At 63.1% G+C, this 18940-nt stretch carries 17 protein-coding genes; all 17 read right to left on the bottom strand.

Annotated elements, in window-relative coordinates:
- Window positions 1–2: 2 nt before the first annotated feature.
- Window positions 3–188, bottom strand: a complete 186-nt coding sequence (gene rpmC, locus QRO91_RS07425) for a 50S ribosomal protein L29 (protein ID WP_004154487.1) — start codon at window positions 186–188, stop codon at window positions 3–5.
- Window positions 188–601 (bottom strand): 50S ribosomal protein L16, encoded by a 414-nt coding sequence (gene rplP, locus QRO91_RS07430; protein WP_004154486.1) that lies wholly within the window; start codon window positions 599–601, stop codon window positions 188–190. Before rplP ends, rpmC begins: the two co-directional genes overlap by 1 nt.
- Window positions 602–606: 5 nt before the next feature.
- A complete protein-coding gene (rpsC, locus tag QRO91_RS07435) occupies window positions 607–1341 on the bottom strand; it encodes a 30S ribosomal protein S3 (RefSeq protein ID WP_004145350.1) in 735 nt (244 codons plus the stop codon).
- An 18-nt stretch (window positions 1342–1359) separates the two neighbouring features.
- Window positions 1360–1695 (bottom strand): 50S ribosomal protein L22, encoded by a 336-nt coding sequence (gene rplV / locus QRO91_RS07440; protein WP_004145348.1) that lies wholly within the window; start codon window positions 1693–1695, stop codon window positions 1360–1362.
- Between the two features lie 12 nt (window positions 1696–1707).
- A complete protein-coding gene (gene rpsS, locus QRO91_RS07445) occupies window positions 1708–1977 on the bottom strand; it encodes a 30S ribosomal protein S19 (protein WP_004154485.1) in 270 nt (89 codons plus the stop codon).
- A gap of 6 nt (window positions 1978–1983) precedes the next feature.
- Window positions 1984–2811 (bottom strand): 50S ribosomal protein L2, encoded by an 828-nt coding sequence (rplB, locus tag QRO91_RS07450; protein ID WP_004145339.1) that lies wholly within the window; start codon window positions 2809–2811, stop codon window positions 1984–1986.
- Window positions 2812–2821: 10 nt separating this feature from the next.
- On the bottom strand, window positions 2822–3121 hold the full coding sequence (gene rplW, locus QRO91_RS07455) for a 50S ribosomal protein L23 (RefSeq protein WP_004145338.1): 300 nt from the start codon (window positions 3119–3121) through the stop codon (window positions 2822–2824).
- Window positions 3118–3723, bottom strand: a complete 606-nt coding sequence (rplD, locus tag QRO91_RS07460; RefSeq protein ID WP_049432779.1) for a 50S ribosomal protein L4 — start codon at window positions 3721–3723, stop codon at window positions 3118–3120. The genes rplW and rplD overlap by 4 nt, the downstream gene beginning before the upstream one ends.
- A 12-nt stretch (window positions 3724–3735) precedes the next feature.
- On the bottom strand, window positions 3736–4386 hold the full coding sequence (rplC, locus tag QRO91_RS07465; protein WP_004145336.1) for a 50S ribosomal protein L3: 651 nt from the start codon (window positions 4384–4386) through the stop codon (window positions 3736–3738).
- A gap of 11 nt (window positions 4387–4397) precedes the next feature.
- Entirely contained in the window at window positions 4398–4709 is a 312-nt protein-coding gene (gene rpsJ, locus QRO91_RS07470) for a 30S ribosomal protein S10 (protein WP_005408208.1), read from the bottom strand.
- Window positions 4710–5041: 332 nt separating this feature from the next.
- The gene (gene tuf / locus QRO91_RS07475) at window positions 5042–6232 is read right to left on the bottom strand and encodes an elongation factor Tu (RefSeq protein ID WP_004154360.1); all 1191 of its coding nucleotides are present in this window, start codon (window positions 6230–6232) and stop codon (window positions 5042–5044) included.
- Window positions 6233–6284: 52 nt separating this feature from the next.
- Complete coding sequence (gene fusA, locus QRO91_RS07480; RefSeq protein WP_019662237.1) at window positions 6285–8426, bottom strand: elongation factor G; 2142 nt, start codon at window positions 8424–8426, stop codon at window positions 6285–6287.
- A 141-nt stretch (window positions 8427–8567) separates the two neighbouring features.
- Window positions 8568–9041, bottom strand: coding sequence for a 30S ribosomal protein S7 (gene rpsG, locus QRO91_RS07485; protein ID WP_004145321.1), 474 nt, complete (start codon window positions 9039–9041; stop codon window positions 8568–8570).
- Window positions 9042–9053: 12 nt separating this feature from the next.
- On the bottom strand, window positions 9054–9428 hold the full coding sequence (rpsL, locus tag QRO91_RS07490) for a 30S ribosomal protein S12 (protein WP_004145320.1): 375 nt from the start codon (window positions 9426–9428) through the stop codon (window positions 9054–9056).
- A gap of 283 nt (window positions 9429–9711) precedes the next feature.
- Window positions 9712–13935, bottom strand: a complete 4224-nt coding sequence (gene rpoC / locus QRO91_RS07495) for a DNA-directed RNA polymerase subunit beta' (RefSeq protein ID WP_049432759.1) — start codon at window positions 13933–13935, stop codon at window positions 9712–9714.
- Window positions 13936–14024: 89 nt separating this feature from the next.
- Complete coding sequence (gene rpoB / locus QRO91_RS07500; protein ID WP_049432754.1) at window positions 14025–18179, bottom strand: DNA-directed RNA polymerase subunit beta; 4155 nt, start codon at window positions 18177–18179, stop codon at window positions 14025–14027.
- 357 nt (window positions 18180–18536) lie between these two features.
- Window positions 18537–18905 carry a 50S ribosomal protein L7/L12 gene (gene rplL, locus QRO91_RS07505; protein ID WP_005408204.1) on the bottom strand — a complete coding sequence of 123 codons (369 nt, stop codon included), beginning with the start codon at window positions 18903–18905 and terminating at the stop codon, window positions 18537–18539.
- Window positions 18906–18940 lie beyond the last annotated feature (35 nt).

Consider the following 18940-nt stretch of genomic DNA (forward strand, 5'->3'; position numbering starts at 1 on the left):
CCTTACTTCGTGCTGCCGAGCAGGGTCTTGACGCGAGCAATCTCGCGACGGACCCGGCGAATGTCGTGGGTCTTCGGCAGCTGGCCGGTGACCTGCTGCATACGGACAGAGAACTGTTCCTTACGCAGGTCGATCAGGTGGGCCTTGAGTTCGTCAGCCGACTTTTCACGGAGAGTTTTGATATCCATCAGCGCACCGTACGGGTCACGAAAGTGGTGGTGACCGAGAGCTTGGCGGCGGCCAGGCGGAACGCCTCGCGAGCCACTTCCTCGGAAACACCCTCGATTTCATAGATCATGCGGCCGGGCTGGATCTGGGCCACCCAGTATTCCACGTTGCCCTTACCAGAACCCATTCGGACTTCGATGGGCTTCTTGGTGATGGGCTTGTCGGGGAACACGCGGATCCACATCTTGCCGCCGCGCTTGACGTAGCGGCTGATCGAGCGGCGGGCCGCTTCGATCTGACGCGCGGTCAGCTGACCGTGTGCGGTTGCCTTCAGGCCGTATTCGCCGAAGCTGACAGCGTTGGCGCTCCAGCTCAGGCCATCGTTACGGCCCTTGTGTACCTTGCGGTACTTGGTTCGCTTGGGTTGCAACATTGTCGTTACCTCGCTTCACGGGCCGGGCGCTGACGGTCACCACGGTCGCCGCGATCGTGACGATCGTTGCGCGACGGGGTGTCGTCCTGCTTTTCCTGGCCAACCTGGGAGAAATCGAAGACCTCGCCCTTGTAGATCCAGACCTTGATGCCGATGATGCCGTAGGTCGTCTTGGCTTCAGCGAAGCCATAGTCGATGTCGGCACGCAGGGTGTGCAGCGGCACGCGGCCTTCGCGGTACCACTCCGAACGGGCAATTTCTGCACCGTTGAGGCGGCCACCGACGTTGACCTTGATGCCCAGGGCACCCAGGCGCATCGCGTTGCCGACCGAGCGCTTCATTGCACGGCGGAACATGATGCGACGCTCCAGCTGCTGGGCGATCGACTCGGCAACGAGCTGCGCGTCCAGTTCCGGCTTGCGCACTTCGGTGACGTTGATGTGCGCCGGGACGCCCATCATCTCGCTCACTTCCTTGCGCAGCTTCTCGATGTCCTCACCGCGCTTGCCGATCACCACGCCCGGACGGGCGGTGTGGATCGTCACGCGAGCGGTCTTGGCCGGACGCTCGATCAGGATCTTGCTGATGCCGGCCTGAGCCAGCTTCTTGCGCAGCATTTCGCGCACTTTCAGGTCGGCTGCCAGGTAACCAGCGAACTCGGCCTTGTTGGCGTACCACTTGGAGTTCCAGTCCTTGGAAATGCCGAGGCGGATACCAATCGGATGAACTTTATGACCCATGGTCTTTTCCTTATCCGCTTACTTGGCGGCGCCCACAACCACAGTGATGTGGCTGGTGCGCTTGAGGATGCGGGTACCGCGGCCTTTCGCCCGCGCCATGAAACGCTTCAGGGTCGGACCTTCATCAACCATGATGGTCTGAACCTTCAGCTCGTCGACGTCGGCGCCCTGGTTGTTCTCGGCATTTGCAATAGCCGACTCCACCACCTTCTTGATCAGGTGGGCAGCCTTCTTGTCCGAGAACTTCAGCAGGTTGACCGCACGCTCGGCCGGCAGACCGCGCACCTGGTCAGCGACCAGACGAGCCTTCTGCGGGGAGATGCGCGCAGTGCGCAGGATGGCTTTCGCTTCCATTGTCATCTCTCCTTACTTGCCCGACTTCTTGTCACCACCGTGACCCTTGAAGGTCCGGGTGATGGCAAATTCGCCGAGCTTGTGGCCGACCATGTTCTCGTTGACGAGAACCGGGATGTGGTTCTTGCCGTTATGCACGGCAATGGTGACGCCTACCATGTCAGGCAGGATCATCGAACGGCGCGACCAGGTCTTGATCGGCTTCTTGCTGCCCGCAGCGGCCTCCACCTTCTTGACGAGGTGGTGATCGACGAACGGGCCCTTCTTGAGTGAACGTGCCATGGTCGATTAGCCCCTACGATCGCGGACGATGAACTGCTGAGTGCGCTTGTTATGGCGCGTCTTGTAACCCTTGGTCGGGACACCCCACGGGGTGACCGGATGCGGGTTACCCTGGCCGGCCTTGGCCTCACCACCACCGTGCGGGTGGTCAACCGGGTTCATGGCAGCACCACGAACGGTCGGGCGGACGCCGCGCCAACGCTTGGCACCGGCCTTGCCCAGCTTTTCCAGGCTGTGCTCGTCGTTGCCGACTTCGCCGATGGTGGCGCAGCACTCGACCGGAACCTTGCGCATTTCACCCGAGCGCAGGCGCAGGGTGGCGTAGATGCCTTCGCGAGCCACCAGCTGCACGGCCGCACCGGCGGCGCGAGCGATCTGAGCGCCCTTGCCCGGCTTCAGTTCGATGCAGTGGATGGTGGTGCCGACCGGGATGTTGCGCAGCGGCAGGGTGTTGCCAGCCTTGATCGGGGCATCCGAACCAGCGATCACCTGATCACCAGCCTTCAGGCCCTTCGGGGCGATGATGTAGCGACGCTCACCGTCGACGTAGCACAGCAGAGCGATGTGGGCGGTGCGGTTCGGATCGTATTCGATGCGTTCCACGCGCGCCGGGATGCCCAGCTTGTTGCGCTTGAAGTCGATGATGCGGTAGTGCTGCTTGGCACCACCACCGACGTGACGCACGGTGATGCGGCCATGGTGGTTACGACCACCCGAGCGGCTCTGCGACTCGACCAGCGCGGCGTGCGGAGCACCCTTGTGCAGGTCGGGAGTGACCACACGCACGGCCGAACGGCGGCCGGGGGAAGTGGGCTTGAATTTCATCAATGGCATGGGATGTACCTCAGGCCTTGGCCGTTACATCGATCGACTGGCCATCGGCCAGGCGAACGTACGCCTTGCGCCAATCGCCGCGGCGGCCAGCACGGTTACGGAAGGACTTGTTCTTGCCCTTGACGTTGACCACGTTGACGGCTTCGACCTTGACGTCGAACAGCTGCTCAACCGCGGCCTTTACATCGGCCTTGGTGGCTTCGTTCGAAACTTCGAAGACATACTGGTTGGAGAGTTCCTGCAGGCGCGCGGTCTTTTCGGAGACACGCGGGGCACGCAGCACGCTGAAGATTTTTTCGTTGCTGTTCATGCCAGCCACTCCTCGACCTTCTTGACCGCGTCAGCGGTGATGACGACCGTGTCGGCACCCACCAGCGAGACCGGATCCAGACCCTGGACGTCACGCACCTGCACGTACGGCAGATTGCGGGCGGACAGGTACAGGTGCTCGGACGCTTCTTCGGTGACGATCAGCGGGCGCTTGCCCACTTCCAGGCCGGCCAGCTTGGCGATCAGACCCTTCGTGTTGGTCACTTCGACGTCGAAGGACTCCACGATGGTCAGACGGCCCTGACGGTTCAGCTCGGACAGGATCGCGCACATGGCGGCACGGTACTGCTTGCGATTGACCTTCTGCTCGAAGCTGCGCGGCTTGGCCGCGAAGGTGACACCGCCGCCGACGAAGATCGGAGCCGTCAGTGCGCCATGACGCGCGCCGCCGCCCTTCTGCTTCTTCGACTTCTTGGTGGTACCAGCCACTTCAGAGCGAGTCTTCTGTGCCTTGGTGCCGGCGCGACCGGCGTTGCGGTAAGCAACGACGACCTGGTGGACCAGATCTTCGCTGAAATCGCGACCGAACACGGCTTCGGAGACCGAGACCTTGTTGTTGCTACCCGTGATAACGAGTTCCATCGTCATCTCTCCTTATGCCTTGCTCGCCGGACGGACGATCACATCGCCACCCGCCGCGCCCGGAACGGCGCCGCGAACCGCGATCAGACCGCGCTCGACGTCGACCTTGACCACTTCCAGGTTCTGGGTGCTCTGCTGCACCGCGCCCATGTGGCCCGACATCTTCTTGCCCGGGAAAACGCGACCCGGGGTCTGGCGCTGGCCCAGCGAACCCGGCGCGCGATGCGACAGCGAGTTACCGTGGGTTGCATCGCCCATACGGAAGTTGTGGCGCTTGATGGTGCCCTGGAAGCCCTTACCCTTGGTGACACCCTGGACGTCGACGATCTGGCCGACTTCGAAGATGTCCGCCTTGACTTCGCCGCCAACGGCGAAATCGCCGAGCTGCGCGTCTTCAACGCGGAATTCCCACAGGCCACGACCCGCTTCCACCTTCGCCTTGGCGAAGTGGCCGGCTTCCGGCTTGTTGACCAGGGCAGCGCGACGCGCGCCGACGGTCACCTGCACGGCGCTGTAGCCGTCGGTTTCGACGGTCTTGATCTGCGCGATGCGGTTCGGGGTTGCTTCGATCAGGGTCACCGGGATGGAGCGGCCATCTTCAGTGAACACGCGGCTCATGCCAGCCTTGCGGCCCACGAAGCCCAACGAATACTTCTTCGTCATGGTCGTAGTCCTCAGGTCAGCTTGATCTGAACGTCGACGCCGGCAGCCAGTTCGAGCTTCATCAGCGCGTCCACGGTCTTGTCATTCGGGTCAACGATATCGAGCACGCGCTTGTGCGTGCGGGTCTCGTACTGGTCACGCGCGTCCTTGTCGACGTGCGGGGAAACGAGAACGGTGTAACGCTCGATCTTGGTCGGCAGCGGGATCGGGCCACGCACTTGCGCGCCGGTCCGCTTTGCCGTTTCAACGATCTCGCTGGCCGAACGGTCGATCAGACGATGATCGAACGCTTTCAGCCGGATCCGGATCTTTTGGTCCGCCATGGCGGTAGGTTCCTTCGTTAAAAGAGCGACAGACAAAGCCTCTGGGTTGCTTTGCCCCATGAAATTCCTGAATACGGACGGCCCACACTCCTGCAGGCCGACAAGGTCACTCCATAGACCTCAAAAACGTAGGCAGACCCGTTCCCAGGCCTGCCCAGACGTAGAAGCATAATGGCACGCAAGGCAGCTGTCAACAGTCGCCTGTTGACGCCGCCTGAATGGCATTGACCCTTCCTGGTCCGGGGAACACAAGGCACATCCTGTGCCTGCTTTCCCATTTGATACGCCCCGATGCCCTACCCAGGCAACATCGGGGCGCAAATACTACCAGATTACTCGATGATCTTCGAGACCACGCCGGCGCCGACGGTACGGCCGCCTTCGCGGATGGCGAAGCGCAGGCCTTCGTCCATTGCCACCGGGTTGATCAGGGTGACGACCATCTTGACGTTGTCACCCGGCATCACCATTTCGACGCCTTCCGGCAGTGCAGCTGCGCCGGTGATGTCGGTGGTGCGGAAGTAGAACTGCGGACGGTAGCCGTTGAAGAACGGGGTGTGACGGCCGCCCTCGTCCTTCGACAGGACGTAGACTTCGCCTTCGAACTTGGTGTGCGGCTTGATCGAACCCGGCTTGGCCAGAACCTGGCCACGCTCGACGTCGTCACGCTTGGTGCCGCGCAGCAGCAGGCCAGCGTTGTCGCCTGCCTGACCCTGGTCCAGCAGCTTGCGGAACATTTCAACGCCGGTCACGGTGGTCTTCTGCACCGGACGGATGCCGACGATTTCGATTTCGTCGCCAACCTTGATCACGCCGCGCTCGATACGACCGGTCACCACGGTGCCGCGGCCCGAGATCGAGAACACGTCTTCCACCGGCATCAGGAACGGCTTGTCGATCGCACGCTCCGGCTCCGGGATCCAGCTGTCCAGGGCGTCGACCAGCTTCAGGATGGCCGGCACGCCGATGTCGCTCTGGTCGCCTTCCAGCGCCAGACGGGCCGAACCAGCGATGATCGGGGTGTCGTCGCCCGGGAAGTCGTACTTGCTCAGCAGCTCGCGCACTTCCATCTCGACCAGCTCGAGCAGCTCGGCGTCGTCAACCATGTCGGCCTTGTTCAGGAACACGACGATGTACGGCACGCCGACCTGACGCGACAGCAGGATGTGCTCGCGGGTCTGCGGCATCGGGCCGTCAGCGGCCGAGCACACCAGGATCGCGCCGTCCATCTGGGCGGCACCGGTGATCATGTTCTTGACGTAGTCAGCGTGGCCCGGGCAATCGACGTGGGCGTAGTGACGGACCGGGGATTCGTATTCGACGTGCGCGGTCGAGATCGTGATGCCACGAGCCTTTTCTTCCGGAGCGGCGTCGATCGAGGAGTAATCCTTGAACTCGCCACCGAAGCGCTCGGCACCGATCTTGGTCAGTGCAGCGGTCAGCGTGGTCTTGCCGTGGTCGACGTGACCGATGGTGCCGACGTTGACGTGCGGCTTGGTGCGCTCGAACTTACCCTTTGCCATTGTTCTATACCTTGATTGTTCGTAAGTGGTTTCAAGAGAGGCTGAGCGAGGCTCAGCCCTTCTTCATGACGGCTTCGGCGATGTTGGTCGGCGCCGGCTCGTAGTGATCGAATTCCATGGTGAAGGTGGCGCGGCCCTGGGTCTGCGAACGCAGTGCAGTGGCGTAACCGAACATTTCACCCAGCGGGATCATCGCGTTGATGATGCTGGCCGAACCGTCACCGGTGGTGTCGGAACCCTGCAGCACGCCGCGACGACGGCTGACGTCGCCCATCACGTCACCCTGGTAATCCTCCGGGGTCACGATCTCGACCTTCATGATCGGCTCCAGCAGCACCGGCTTGGCCTTGGCGAAGCCCTGCTTGAAGGCCATCGACGAAGCCAGCTTGAACGCCATTTCCGAGGAGTCGACGTCATGGTACGAACCGAACACCAGCTTCACCTTGACGTCCACGACCGGGAAGCCAGCCAGCGGACCGCTGGTGATGGTTTCGCGCAGGCCCTTTTCAACCGACGGAATGAATTCCTTCGGGATCACGCCGCCGGTGATGTCGTTGATGAACAGGAAGTCGTCCTTGATCATCGGAGCGATCTTCGGATCGGCACGATCTTCAGCGGTGATCGGCGACAGCTCAATCACGACGTGACCGTACTGACCCTTACCACCGGACTGCTTGGCGTGCTTGTAGTCCGACTTGACGTCGGCCAGGGTGATGGTTTCGCGGTAGGCCACCTGCGGCGCACCGACGTTGGCTTCAACGTTGAACTCGCGCTTCAGGCGGTCGACGATGATGTCCAGGTGCAGCTCGCCCATGCCCGAGATGATGGTCTGGCCGGATTCTTCGTCGGTCTTGACGCGGAACGACGGATCTTCCTGCGCCAGACGGCCCAGGGCCAGACCCATCTTTTCCTGGTCCGACTTGGTCTTCGGCTCGACGGCCATCGAGATCACCGGCTCCGGGAACGTCATGCGCTCCAGGATGATCGGGGCGTCCACGGCGCACAGGGTGTCACCGGTGGTGGTGTCCTTCAGGCCCACGGCCGCGGCGATGTCACCGGCCAGAACTTCCTTGATTTCCTCGCGGTTGTTCGAGTGCATCTGCAGGATGCGGCCGATGCGCTCCTTCTTGCCCTTCACCGAGTTCAGCACGGTGTCGCCACCGTTCAGGGTGCCCGAGTAGACACGGAAGAAGGTCAGCGCGCCGACGAACGGGTCGGTGATGATCTTGAAGGCCAGCGACGAGAACGGCGCCTTGTCGTCCGACTTGCGGGTCATTTCGACGGTGTCGTCGTCAACGTCCACGCCCTTCACGTCCGGCACGTCGACCGGCGACGGCAGCAGCTGGATCACGCCGTCCAGCATGGCCTGCACGCCCTTGTTCTTGAAGGCCGAGCCGCAGTACATCGGCACGATCTCGGTGGCCAGGGTGCGGGTACGCAGCGCGTTGATGATTTCGGCCTCGGCCAGCTCTTCGCCGCCCAGATACTTTTCCATCAGCTCTTCGCTGGCTTCGGCAGCGGTCTCGACCATGAACTGGCGAGCCTCTTCCGCAGCCGCCTGCAGATCAGCCGGGATGTCGCTGTACTCGAACTTCATGCCCTGCGAAGCCTCATCCCAGTGGATGGCCTTCATCTTCAGCAGGTCGACGACGCCCTTGAAGTTGTCTTCAGCGCCGATCGGCAGCTGCATCGGCACGGCAACCGCGCCCAGCTTGGCCTTCAGCTGGCCGACGACCTTCTGGAAGTTGGCACCGGTGCGGTCCATCTTGTTGACGAACGCGATGCGCGGCACGTGGTACTTGTTGGCCTGGCGCCACACGGTTTCCGACTGCGGCTGCACGCCACCGACGGCGCACAGGACGAAGACGGCACCGTCGAGCACGCGCAGCGAGCGCTCCACTTCGATGGTGAAGTCGACGTGCCCGGGGGTGTCGATGATGTTGAAGCGGTGCTCCGGCAGGGACTTGTCCATGCCCTTCCAGAACGCGGTGGTGGCAGCGGACTGGATCGTGATGCCACGCTCCTGCTCCTGCTCCATCCAGTCCATGGTGGCGGCGCCGTCATGCACTTCACCGATCTTGTGGCTCTTGCCGGTGTAGAACAGGATGCGCTCGGACGTGGTGGTCTTGCCGGCATCGATGTGAGCCATGATGCCGAAGTTACGGTAACGCTCGATGGGAGTGGAACGGGCCACGGGAGCCTCTCAGATTTCTTGGATTTCGGATGGCCGAACGCCGCCTTTCGGCGGCCTTCGGATTGGCGCAGTCTTTCTGGGACCGCGAGGCAGCACGCACCGAAGTGGTGCTGCCCTGCCTGTTTTACAAGGCCGTCAAACTCACCAGCGGTAGTGGGCGAAGGCCTTGTTGGCTTCGGCCATGCGGTGGGTTTCTTCGCGCTTCTTGATGGCGCCACCACGGTTTTCCGAGGCGTCGATCAGTTCAGCAGCCAGCTTCTTCGGCATGGTGTTCTCACCACGCTTGCGCGCGGAGTCGATCAGCCAGCGCATGGCCAGGGCCATCTTGCGCGACGAGCGCACTTCGACCGGCACCTGGTAGGTCGCACCACCGACGCGGCGCGACTTGACTTCGACCGCCGGAGCGACGTTGTCCAGAGCCTTCTGCACCAGTTCAATGGCGTTGGCGCTGCTGTTCTTCTCGGTGATCACGTCCATGGCGCCGTACACGATCTTTTCGGCGACGGACTTCTTGCCGCTCTGCATGACCATGTTGATGAAGCGGGCGATGGTTTCGCTTCCGTGCTTCGGATCGGGCAGGACGGAACGCTGCGGAGTATTACCCTTACGCGACATAGTGCTCTCTCCTTATGCCTTCGGACGCTTGGCGCCGTACTTGGAACGGGCCTGGCGACGCTTGGCAACGCCGGCGGCGTCGAGCGAGCCACGAACGGTGTGGTAACGCACACCCGGCAGGTCCTTGACGCGACCGCCGCGGATCAGGACCACGGAGTGCTCCTGCAGGTTGTGGCCTTCACCACCGATGTAGGAAATCACTTCTTCCTGGTTGGTCAGGCGGACCTTGGCAACCTTGCGCAGAGCCGAGTTCGGCTTCTTCGGAGTGGTGGTGTAGACACGGGTGCAGACGCCACGGCGCTGCGGGCACTTGTCGAGCGCCGGCGAGGCACTCTTGTAGGTGGTCGCTTGCCGCGGCTTGCGGACCAGCTGGTTGATCGTCGCCATCAGTAGGTTCTTCTGATTGGTGGCCGGAAAATCCGACCAGAGATGCGGAAATGTTAAAGCAGGCCAAAATTCTGGCCTGCTGAGACAGACGATTGTAGCAACCTGCCAGGAAAGCAGTCAAACGCCTCCTGTCAAGCCCGTTCCTGATCCCGGAACGTTACTGGGGGGCCTCCATGTACCCCGTTCAGGTTGGCGGGGTGAACCGTGAGTGGCCCACCCTGCCCTTTCCCAATCCCATCGATGAACCGATGGGTGGTCCGGCCTTGTGGCCGGACCGGATACCTCATTCTTCGCCCGAAGCCTGTTCAGCTTCAGCTTCAACCACCGGTGCCTCGACCGCGGCCGGGGTGCCGGCCAGGGTCTGCATTTCCGACTCGGTGAGACCGGAAGCGCCGCGACGGCGGTTGCTGTGGTACGCCAGGCCGGTACCGGCCGGAATCAGGCGACCCACGATGACGTTTTCCTTCAGGCCACGCAGGTTGTCCGAGGTGCCGCGGACGGCCGCTTCGGTCAGCACGCGGGTGGTTTCCTGGAACGACGCGGCCGAGATGAACGATTCGGTCGCCAGCGAGGCCTTGGTGATACCCAGCAGGACCGGATCGAAGTGCGCCGGCAGCTCGTTGCGGGCTGCAAGGCGGGCATTCTCCTCGATAACGCGCTGGCGCTCCACCTGTTCGCCGTTCAGGAACTTGCTGCTGCCCTGGTCGGTGATCTCGACCTTGCGCAGCATCTGGCGGGTGATCACCTCGATGTGCTTGTCGTTGATCTTCACGCCCTGCAGGCGGTACACGTCCTGGATTTCCTTCACCAGGTAGGCGGCCAGCGGTTCGACACCCAGCAGGCGCAGGATGTCCTGCGGGCTCGGCTCGCCGTCCACGATGGTTTCACCCTTGGTGACATGCTCGCCTTCGAAGACGATGACCTGGCGGTACTTCGGGATCAGCTCTTCGTGCTCCGAACCATCGGTGTCCTTGATGATCAGGCGCTGCTTGCCCTTGGTGTCCTTGCCGAAGCTGATGATGCCCGAACGCTCGGCCAGCACCGCCGGATCCTTCGGCTTGCGCGCTTCGAACAGATCGGCCACGCGCGGCAGACCACCGGTGATGTCGCGGGTCTTCGACGCTTCCTGCGGGATCTTGGCGACCACGTCACCCACGCCGACGGCAGCGCCGTCCTGCAGGTTGACGATCGAGCGCGGCGGCAGCAGGTACTGCGCCGGCAGGTCGGTGCCCGGAATCGACAGGTCGTTGCCCTTGGCGTCGACGATGCGCACGATCGGGCGCAGGTCCTTGGCCTGGGTGCCACGACGCTTCGGATCGGTGATTTCGCGCGACGCCAGGCCGGTCAGCTCGTCGGTCTTCTCGATGACGGTGATGCCGTCGACGAAGTCGATGAAGCGGATGAAGCCGGCCACTTCCGACACGATCGGGTGGTTATGCGGATCCCAGTTGGCCACGGTCTGGCCAGCCTTGATCGCATCACCGTCCTTGGACGTGATGGTCGCACCGTACGGCAGCTTGTAACGCTCACGCTCACGGCCGTGGGCATCGAGCACCGAGATTTCGCCCGAGCGCGACACTGCCACCAGCGAGCCGTTGGCATGCTCGACGGACTTGAGGTTGCTGAACTTGACCGAGCCGGTGGTCTTGACGGTGATGTTGTCGACCGCAGCAGCTCGCGACGCCGCACCACCGATGTGGAACGTACGCATGGTCAGCTGGGTACCCGGCTCACCGATGGACTGGGCGGCGATGACGCCGACCGCTTCACCGATGTTGACCAGGTGGCCACGGGCCAGATCGCGGCCGTAGCAGCGCGAGCAGACACCGAAGGCCGATTCGCAGGAGATGGTCGAGCGGACCTTGATGGTCTGCACGCCGGCATCTTCCAGCTTGGCAACCCAGGCTTCGTCCAGCAGGGTGTTGCGGGTGACGATCGGATCTTCGTCGTTGCCCGGCAGGAACACGTCCTCGGCAACCACGCGACCCAGCACGCGGTCCTTCAGCGGCTCGACCACGTCGCCGCCTTCCACGATCGGGGTCATGATCAGGCCTTCGGTGGTACCGCAATCCACCTCGGTGATCACCACGTCCTGCGCGACGTCGACCAGACGACGGGTCAGGTAACCCGAGTTCGCGGTCTTCAGCGCGGTATCGGCCAGACCCTTGCGGGCACCGTGGGTGGAGTTGAAGTACTCCTGCACGTTCAGGCCTTCGCGGAAGTTCGCCTTGATGGGCGTCTCGATGATCGAGCCGTCCGGACGCGCCATCAGGCCACGCATGCCGGCCAGCTGACGGATCTGCGCCTGCGAACCACGCGCACCGGAGTCGGCCATGATGTACAGCGAGTTCATCGACTTCTGGTCGATGGTCTCACCCTTGGCATTGACCACCTTCTCGGTACCGATGGTGTCCATCATCGCCTTGGCGATGCGCTCGTTGGTGCGCGACCAGATGTCGACCACCTTGTTGTAGCGCTCGCCGGCGGTGACCAGACCCGACTGGTACTGCTCCTGGATTTCCAGCACTTCGGCTTCGGCCTCGGTGAGGATGCCCTTCTTCTCGTCCGGGATCAGCATGTCGTCGATGCCGATCGAGACGCCGGCGCGGGTCGCGTAGGCGAAGCCGGTGTACATCAGCTTGTCGGCGAACACGACCGTGTCCTTCAGACCCAGCTGGCGGTAGCTGGAGTTGATCAGGCGGCTGATGTTCTTCTTGGTCAGCTCGGTGTTGGCCAGCGCGAACGGCAGGCCTTCCGGCAGGATTTCAGCCAGCAGGGCGCGACCGATCGTGGTGTCCACGATCGAGGTCTTGTTCTGCTTGACGCCGTCTTCGTCGGTCACCACTTCGGTGATGCGGACCTTGACGCGCGCGTGCAGTTCCACCACGCGGTTGTCGTAGGCACGCTTCACTTCGGCGATGTTGGCGAAGGCCATGCCCTCGCCCTTCTTGTTTTCCAGCGAGCGGGTCATGTAGTACAGACCCAGCACGACGTCCTGCGACGGCACGATGATCGGCTCGCCGTTGGCCGGCGACAGGATGTTGTTGGTCGACATCATCAGCGCACGCGCTTCCAGCTGGGCTTCCAGCGAGAGCGGCACGTGGACGGCCATCTGGTCACCGTCGAAGTCGGCGTTGAACGCGGTGCAGACCAGCGGGTGCAGCTGGATGGCCTTGCCTTCGATCAGCACCGGCTCGAACGCCTGGATGCCCAGACGGTGCAGGGTCGGCGCACGGTTCAGCATCACCGGATGCTCGCGGATGACCTCTTCCAGGATGTCCCAGACTTCGGCTTCTTCGCGCTCGACCAGCTTCTTGGCGGCCTTGATGGTGGTGGCCAGGCCACGGCGCTGCAGCTTGGCGAAGACGAACGGCTTGAACAGCTCAAGCGCCATCTTCTTCGGCAGGCCGCACTGGTGCAGGCGCAGGTACGGGCCGACCACGATGACCGAACGGCCCGAGTAGTCGACGCGCTTGCCCAGCAGGTTCTGGCGGAAGCGACCCTGCTTGCCCTTGATCATGTCGGCCAGCGACTTCAGCGGGCGCTTGTTGGTGCCGGTGATGGCACGGCCACGACGGCCGTTGTCCAGCAGCGCATCGACCGATTCCTGCAGCATGCGCTTTTCATTGCGCACGATGATGTCCGGCGCGCTCAGTTCGAGCAGGCGGCGCAGGCGGTTGTTGCGGTTGATGACGCGGCGGTACAGGTCGTTCAGGTCGGAGGTCGCGAAGCGGCCGCCATCCAGCGGGACCAGCGGACGCAGGTCCGGCGGCAGCACCGGCAGCACGGTCATGACCATCCATTCCGGACGGTTGCCCGATTCCAGGAAGGCTTCGATCAGCTTGATGCGCTTGGTGAGGCGCTTGAGCTTGGTTTCCGAACCGGTAGCAGCGATTTCCTCGCGCAGGCGGGTCATTTCCGACTGCAGGTCGATCGTGCGCAGCAGTTCGTACACGGCCTCGGCGCCCATGGCGGCGTCGAAGTCGTCACCGTGCTCCTGGCGGGCCTGCAGGTACTGTTCTTCGGTCAGCAGCTGGCGGCGCTCCAGGGCGGTCAGGCCCGGCTCGGTCACCACGTAGGCTTCGAAGTACAGCACGCGCTCGATGTCGCGCAGGGTCATGTCCAGCATCAGGCCGATGCGCGACGGCAGCGACTTCAGGAACCAGATGTGCGCGACCGGCGAGGCCAGGTCGATGTGGCCCATGCGCTCGCGACGCACCTTGGCCAGGGTCACTTCGGTGCCGCACTTTTCGCAGACCACGCCGCGGTGCTTCATGCGCTTGTACTTGCCGCACAGGCACTCGTAGTCCTTCACCGGGCCGAAGATGGCGGCGCAGAACAGGCCGTCGCGTTCCGGCTTGAAGGTACGGTAGTTGATGGTTTCCGGCTTCTTCACTTCGCCGAAGGACCACGAACGGATCAGGTCCGGCGAGGCCAGCGCGATCTTGATCGCGTCGAAGTCCAGCGTCTGGCGCTGCTGGTTGAAGAGGTTGAGCAGGTCTTTCATGGTGTTCTCCAGAAGGAGGAATGCTGTGTCGATGGGCTTTCAGTTGACTGCCAGCGGCGCGGCGGTTGAGGCCGCCGCGCCGGCATGGATCAGTTGTCTTCCAGTTCCATGTTGATGGCCAGCGAGCGGATTTCCTTCACGAGCACGTTGAAGGATTCCGGCATGCCCGCGACCATCTCGTGCTCACCGTCGACGATGTTCTTGTACATCTGGTTGCGGCCCTGCACGTCATCGGACTTCACCGTCAGCATTTCCTGCAGGGTGTAGGCCGCGCCGTAGGCTTCCAGCGCCCAGACTTCCATTTCACCGAAGCGCTGGCCGCCGAACTGCGCCTTGCCGCCCAGCGGCTGCTGGGTAACGAGCGAGTACGGACCGGTCGAACGGGCGTGCATCTTGTCGTCGACCAGGTGGTTCAGCTTCAGGTAGTGCATGTAACCAACGGTGGTGTGGCGATCGAACGCTTCACCGGTGCGGCCGTCGTACAGCTGGGTCTGGCCACTGCTCGGCAGGTCGGCCAGTTCCAGCATGCGCTTGATTTCCGCTTCGGTGGCGCCGTCGAACACCGGGGTGGCCATCGGCACGCCGTCGGTCAGGTTGCGGGCCAGGCGCAGCAGTTCCTCGTCGCTGAACTGCGACAGGTCGACACGGTTGGCCACGTTGGTGTCGTCGTGGTTGTAGATGTCGTCCAGGAACTTGCGCAGGTCGGCAACGGCGGCCTGGGCTTCCATCATCGCCTGGATCTTGCGACCCAGACCCTTGGCCGCCCAGCCCAGGTGCACTTCCAGAATCTGGCCGATGTTCATACGCGACGGCACGCCCAGCGGGTTCAGCACGATGTCGACGGTCTCGCCCGAGGCCATGTACGGCATGTCCTCGACCGGCACCACGTTGGAGACCACACCCTTGTTGCCGTGGCGGCCTGCCATCTTGTCGCCCGGCTGGATGCGGCGCTTCACGGCCAGGAACACCTTGACCATCTTCAGCACGCCCGGGGCGAGGTCGTCGCCGGCGGTGATCTTGCCGCGCTTGTCGGCGAAGCGACGCTCGAATTCCTTCTCGTGCGCCTGGATCTGCTTCTGCGCGCGCTCGATGGCTTCCGAAGCGTCTTCGTCCTTCATGCGCAGGGCGAACCAGTCAGCCTTCTTCAGGCCGTCCAGGAAGGCGTCGGTGATCACGTCACCCTTCTTCAGGCCAGCGCCACCGTTGACCACCTTGCCCACGATCTGCGAACGCAGACGCATGTAGATGGCGGCTTCCAGGATGCGGAACTGGTCGTCGAAGTCCTTCTTGACGCGCTTGATTTCAGATTCTTCGATCTGGCGGGCGCGCTTGTCCTTCTCGATGCCGTCGCGGGTGAAGACCTGCACGTCGATGACGGTGCCGTCCATGCCCGGCGGAACGCGCAGCGAGCTGTCCTTCACGTCCGAAGCCTTCTCGCCGAAGATCGCGCGCAGCAGCTTCTCTTCCGGGGTCAGCTGGCTTTCGCCCTTCGGGGTGACCTTGCCGACCATGATGTCGCCGGCGCGGACTTCGGCACCGATGTACACCACGCCGCTCTCGTCCAGGCGGTTCAGCGCCTGCTCGGAGACGTTCGGGATGTCGGCGGAGATTTCCTCCGGCCCCAGCTTGGTGTCACGCGCGACGCAGGTCAGCTCTTCGATGTGGATCGTGGTGTAACGATCCTCTTCCACCACGCGCTCGGAGAGCAGGATGGAGTCTTCGAAGTTGTAGCCGTTCCACGGCATGAACGCGATCAGCATGTTCTGGCCCAGGGCCAGTTCGCCGATGTCGGTGGACGGACCGTCGGCCAGCACGTCGCCGCGGGCGATGACGTCACCCACCTGGACCAGCGGACGCTGGTTGATGCAGGTGTTCTGGTTCGAACGGGTGTACTTGACCAGGTTGTAGATGTCCACGCCTGCGTCGGTGGCGCCAACGATCTCTTCCTCGTTGACCTTGACCACGATGCGGGCCGCGTCGATCTGCACGATCTCGCCACCACGGCGGGCGTTCACGGTCACACCGGAGTCACGCGCCACGGCGCGTTCGATACCGGTACCGACCAGCGGCTTCTGCGCACGCAGGGTCGGCACGGCCTGACGCTGCATGTTGGCGCCCATCAGTGCACGGTTCGCGTCATCGTGCTCCAGGAACGGAACCAGCGCGGCCGCGATCGACACGGTCTGCATCGGCGAGACGTCCATGAAGTGGACTTCCGCCGGCGGCTTCAGCAGCGATTCGCCCTGGAAGCGGCACGGAACGAACTGCTCGGTCAGCACGCTGTCGGCATTGGTCAGGGCGTTGGCCTGCGCAATGACGTACTCGTTTTCTTCGATGGCCGACAGGAACTCGACTTCGTCATAGACCTTGCCGTCCACGACCTTGCGGTACGGGGTCTCGAGGAAACCGTACTGGTTGGTGCGGGCGTACACGGCCAGCGAGTTGATCAGGCCGATGTTCGGGCCTTCCGGGGTTTCGATGGTGCAGACGCGGCCGTAATGGGTCGGGTGCACGTCGCGCACTTCGAAGCCGGCGCGCTCACGGGTCAGACCGCCCGGGCCCAGGGCCGAGACGCGACGCTTGTGGGTCACTTCCGACAGCGGGTTGTTCTGGTCCATGAACTGCGACAGCTGCGAGGAGCCGAAGAACTCCTTGATGGCAGCGGCGACCGGCTTGGCGTTGATCAGCTCCTGCGGGGTCAGGCCTTCGGACTCGGCCATCGACAGGCGCTCCTTGACCGCGCGCTCGACGCGGACCAGGCCGACGCGGAACACGTTCTCGGCCATTTCGCCGACCGAACGCACGCGACGGTTGCCCAGGTGGTCGATGTCGTCGACCACGCCGCGACCGTTGCGGATCTCGGTCAGGACCTTGATCACGTCCAGGATGTCGGAGCTGTCGCCATGGGCGGCGACCAGGCGCTTGGACTCTTCGTCGTTGCGCTCACCGAAGTACTTGCTGTCGTACAGCACGGCTTCGCCGGTGGTTTCCTTGCGGCCCACGCGACGGTTGAACTTCATGCGGCCGACCGCGGACAGGTCGTAGCGCTCGAAGGTGAAGAACAGGTTGTGGAACAGGTTCTGCGCGGCGTCCTTGGTCGGCGGCTCGCCCGGACGCATCATGCGGTAGATCTCGACCAGCGCTTCCAGCTGGGTCTTGGTCGGGTCGATGCGCAGGGTGTTGGACAGGTACGGGCCACGATCCAGGTCGTTCACCCACAGGGTGCCGACCGCATCAACACCGGCCTTGCGGAAGTTCTGCAGCTGCTCGTCGCTGATCTCGTCGTTGGCCTGCGCCAGCAGTTCGCCGGTCGAGGCATCGACCACGTCGTGCGACAGGATGCGGCCGACGATGTAGTCGTCCGGCACGGCCAGGGCAGCGATGCCCGAGGCTTCCAGCTGCTTGATGTGGCGCGCGGTGATGCGCTTGCCGGCTTCCACGATGACCTTGTCGCCGTCGGCCAGGTCGAAGCCCAGGGTCTCGCCACGCAGGCGCTCCGGCACCAGCTCCAGCTGGACGCCTTCGTCCGGGTTGATGTGGAAGGTGTTGATCTCGAAGAACTCGGCCAGCATCTCTTCGTTGCTGTAGCCGAGCGCGCGCAGCAGGATCGACACCGGCAGCTTGCGGCGGCGGTCGATACGGGTGAACAGCGCGTCCTTCGGGTCGAACTCGAAGTCCAGCCAGGAACCGCGGTAAGGAATGATGCGGGCGCTGTACAGCAGCTTGCCCGAGCTGTGGGTCTTGCCACGGTCGTGGTCGAAGAACACGCCCGGCGAGCGGTGCAGCTGCGAGACGATGACGCGCTCGGTGCCGTTGACGATGAAGGTGCCGTTCTCGGTCATCAGCGGGATTTCGCCCAGATAGACCTCCTGCTCCTTCACGTACTTGATGGCCTTGGTCGACGACTCACGGTCGTAGATCACCAGGCGCACGGTCACGCGCAGCGGGGCGCCGTAGCTCATGCCACGCTGGCGGCACTCGCGCTCGTCGAAGACCGGCTCGCCCAGCTTGTAGCCGACGTATTCCAGGGCAGCATTGCCGCTGTAGCTGGCGATCGGGAAGACCGACTTCAGCGCAGCGTGCAGGCCGTGGTCCGTGCGCTTGGCCGGATCGACGTTTTCCTGCAGGAATTCACGGTAGGAATCCACCTGGATGGCGAGCAGGAACGGCACTTCGAGAATCGAGCGCTGCTTGCCGAAATCCTTGCGGATACGCTTTTTTTCGGTGAACGAATAGGACGTCATGAGGTCTTCCACCTTGTTGTGCGGGCCGTGCGTCCACGACCCAGAAGGAAACTTGAAATTGTCAGTTGGAAGTCGCTGGTATTGCCGGCACCAGCACGCCTTCTCCCGCTACTTCCAACTGCCAACTCGTCTGCTACCACGCCCCTGCTGCCGCGCGCTGCGCTGGCCGGCCGGGGTTTGACTGCAGCCCGTGTTGGGCTTTTTGCTGCTTCTTGCATCCACGCATGGCGTGGATCTACCGATTACATCCACGCATGGCGTGGATCCACAACACCGCAACAACGACCAAAGGCCGGGGGCTTACGCCCCCAGCCTTGGCTGCATCGCCGTGAATCGGTGACGATGCAAGGTAACTGCTTACTTGACTTCGACAGTCGCGCCAGCAGCTTCCAGGTCCTTCTTCATCTTCTCGGCGTCTTCCTTCGAAGCGCCTTCCTTCAGGACGCCACCGGCTTCGGCCAGGTCCTTCGCTTCCTTCAGGCCCAGGCCGGTGATGGCGCGGACAGCCTTGATGACTTCGACCTTCTTGTCGCCGGCCGACTTCAGGGTGACGGTGAACTCGGTCTGCTCTTCAACAGCAGCGGCCGGGCCAGCGGCAGCAGCCACGGCAACCGGAGCAGCGGCGGAGACGCCGAACTTCTCTTCGATGGCCTTGACCAGCTCCATCACTTCCATCAGGGACTTCTCGGCGATGGCGTCGACGATCTGTTCGTTGGTAAGGGACATGATTAATACCTTTGGATGATTTTCTGGGTTGAGGT

Source organism: Stenotrophomonas maltophilia group sp. Smal32, from assembly GCF_030237085.1.
GTDB lineage: Bacteria > Pseudomonadota > Gammaproteobacteria > Xanthomonadales > Xanthomonadaceae > Stenotrophomonas > Stenotrophomonas maltophilia_Q.

Excerpts from the sequence above, each read along its gene's own strand:
- rpsJ (WP_005408208.1), bottom strand. The coding sequence starts at position 4,709 with ATGGCGGACCAAAAGATCCGGATCCGGCTGAAAGCGTTCGATCATCGT.
- rpsG (WP_004145321.1), bottom strand. The coding sequence starts at position 9,041 with ATGTCGCGTAAGGGTAATACTCCGCAGCGTTCCGTCCTGCCCGATCCG.
- rplL (WP_005408204.1), bottom strand. The coding sequence starts at position 18,905 with ATGTCCCTTACCAACGAACAGATCGTCGACGCCATCGCCGAGAAGTCC.
- rplC (WP_004145336.1), bottom strand. The coding sequence starts at position 4,386 with ATGACGAAGAAGTATTCGTTGGGCTTCGTGGGCCGCAAGGCTGGCATG.
- rpsL (WP_004145320.1), bottom strand. The coding sequence starts at position 9,428 with ATGGCGACGATCAACCAGCTGGTCCGCAAGCCGCGGCAAGCGACCACC.
- rpmC (WP_004154487.1), bottom strand. The coding sequence starts at position 188 with ATGGATATCAAAACTCTCCGTGAAAAGTCGGCTGACGAACTCAAGGCC.
- rplV (WP_004145348.1), bottom strand. The coding sequence starts at position 1,695 with ATGGAAGCGAAAGCCATCCTGCGCACTGCGCGCATCTCCCCGCAGAAG.
- rplP (WP_004154486.1), bottom strand. The coding sequence starts at position 601 with ATGTTGCAACCCAAGCGAACCAAGTACCGCAAGGTACACAAGGGCCGT.
- rpsS (WP_004154485.1), bottom strand. The coding sequence starts at position 1,977 with ATGGCACGTTCACTCAAGAAGGGCCCGTTCGTCGATCACCACCTCGTC.
- rplB (WP_004145339.1), bottom strand. The coding sequence starts at position 2,811 with ATGCCATTGATGAAATTCAAGCCCACTTCCCCCGGCCGCCGTTCGGCC.
- rpoC (WP_049432759.1), bottom strand. The coding sequence starts at position 13,935 with ATGAAAGACCTGCTCAACCTCTTCAACCAGCAGCGCCAGACGCTGGAC.
- rpsC (WP_004145350.1), bottom strand. The coding sequence starts at position 1,341 with ATGGGTCATAAAGTTCATCCGATTGGTATCCGCCTCGGCATTTCCAAG.
- rpoB (WP_049432754.1), bottom strand. The coding sequence starts at position 18,179 with ATGACGTCCTATTCGTTCACCGAAAAAAAGCGTATCCGCAAGGATTTC.
- rplW (WP_004145338.1), bottom strand. The coding sequence starts at position 3,121 with ATGAACAGCAACGAAAAAATCTTCAGCGTGCTGCGTGCCCCGCGTGTC.
- tuf (WP_004154360.1), bottom strand. The coding sequence starts at position 6,232 with ATGGCAAAGGGTAAGTTCGAGCGCACCAAGCCGCACGTCAACGTCGGC.
- rplD (WP_049432779.1), bottom strand. The coding sequence starts at position 3,723 with ATGGAACTCGTTATCACGGGTAGCAACAACAAGGTCTCGGTCTCCGAA.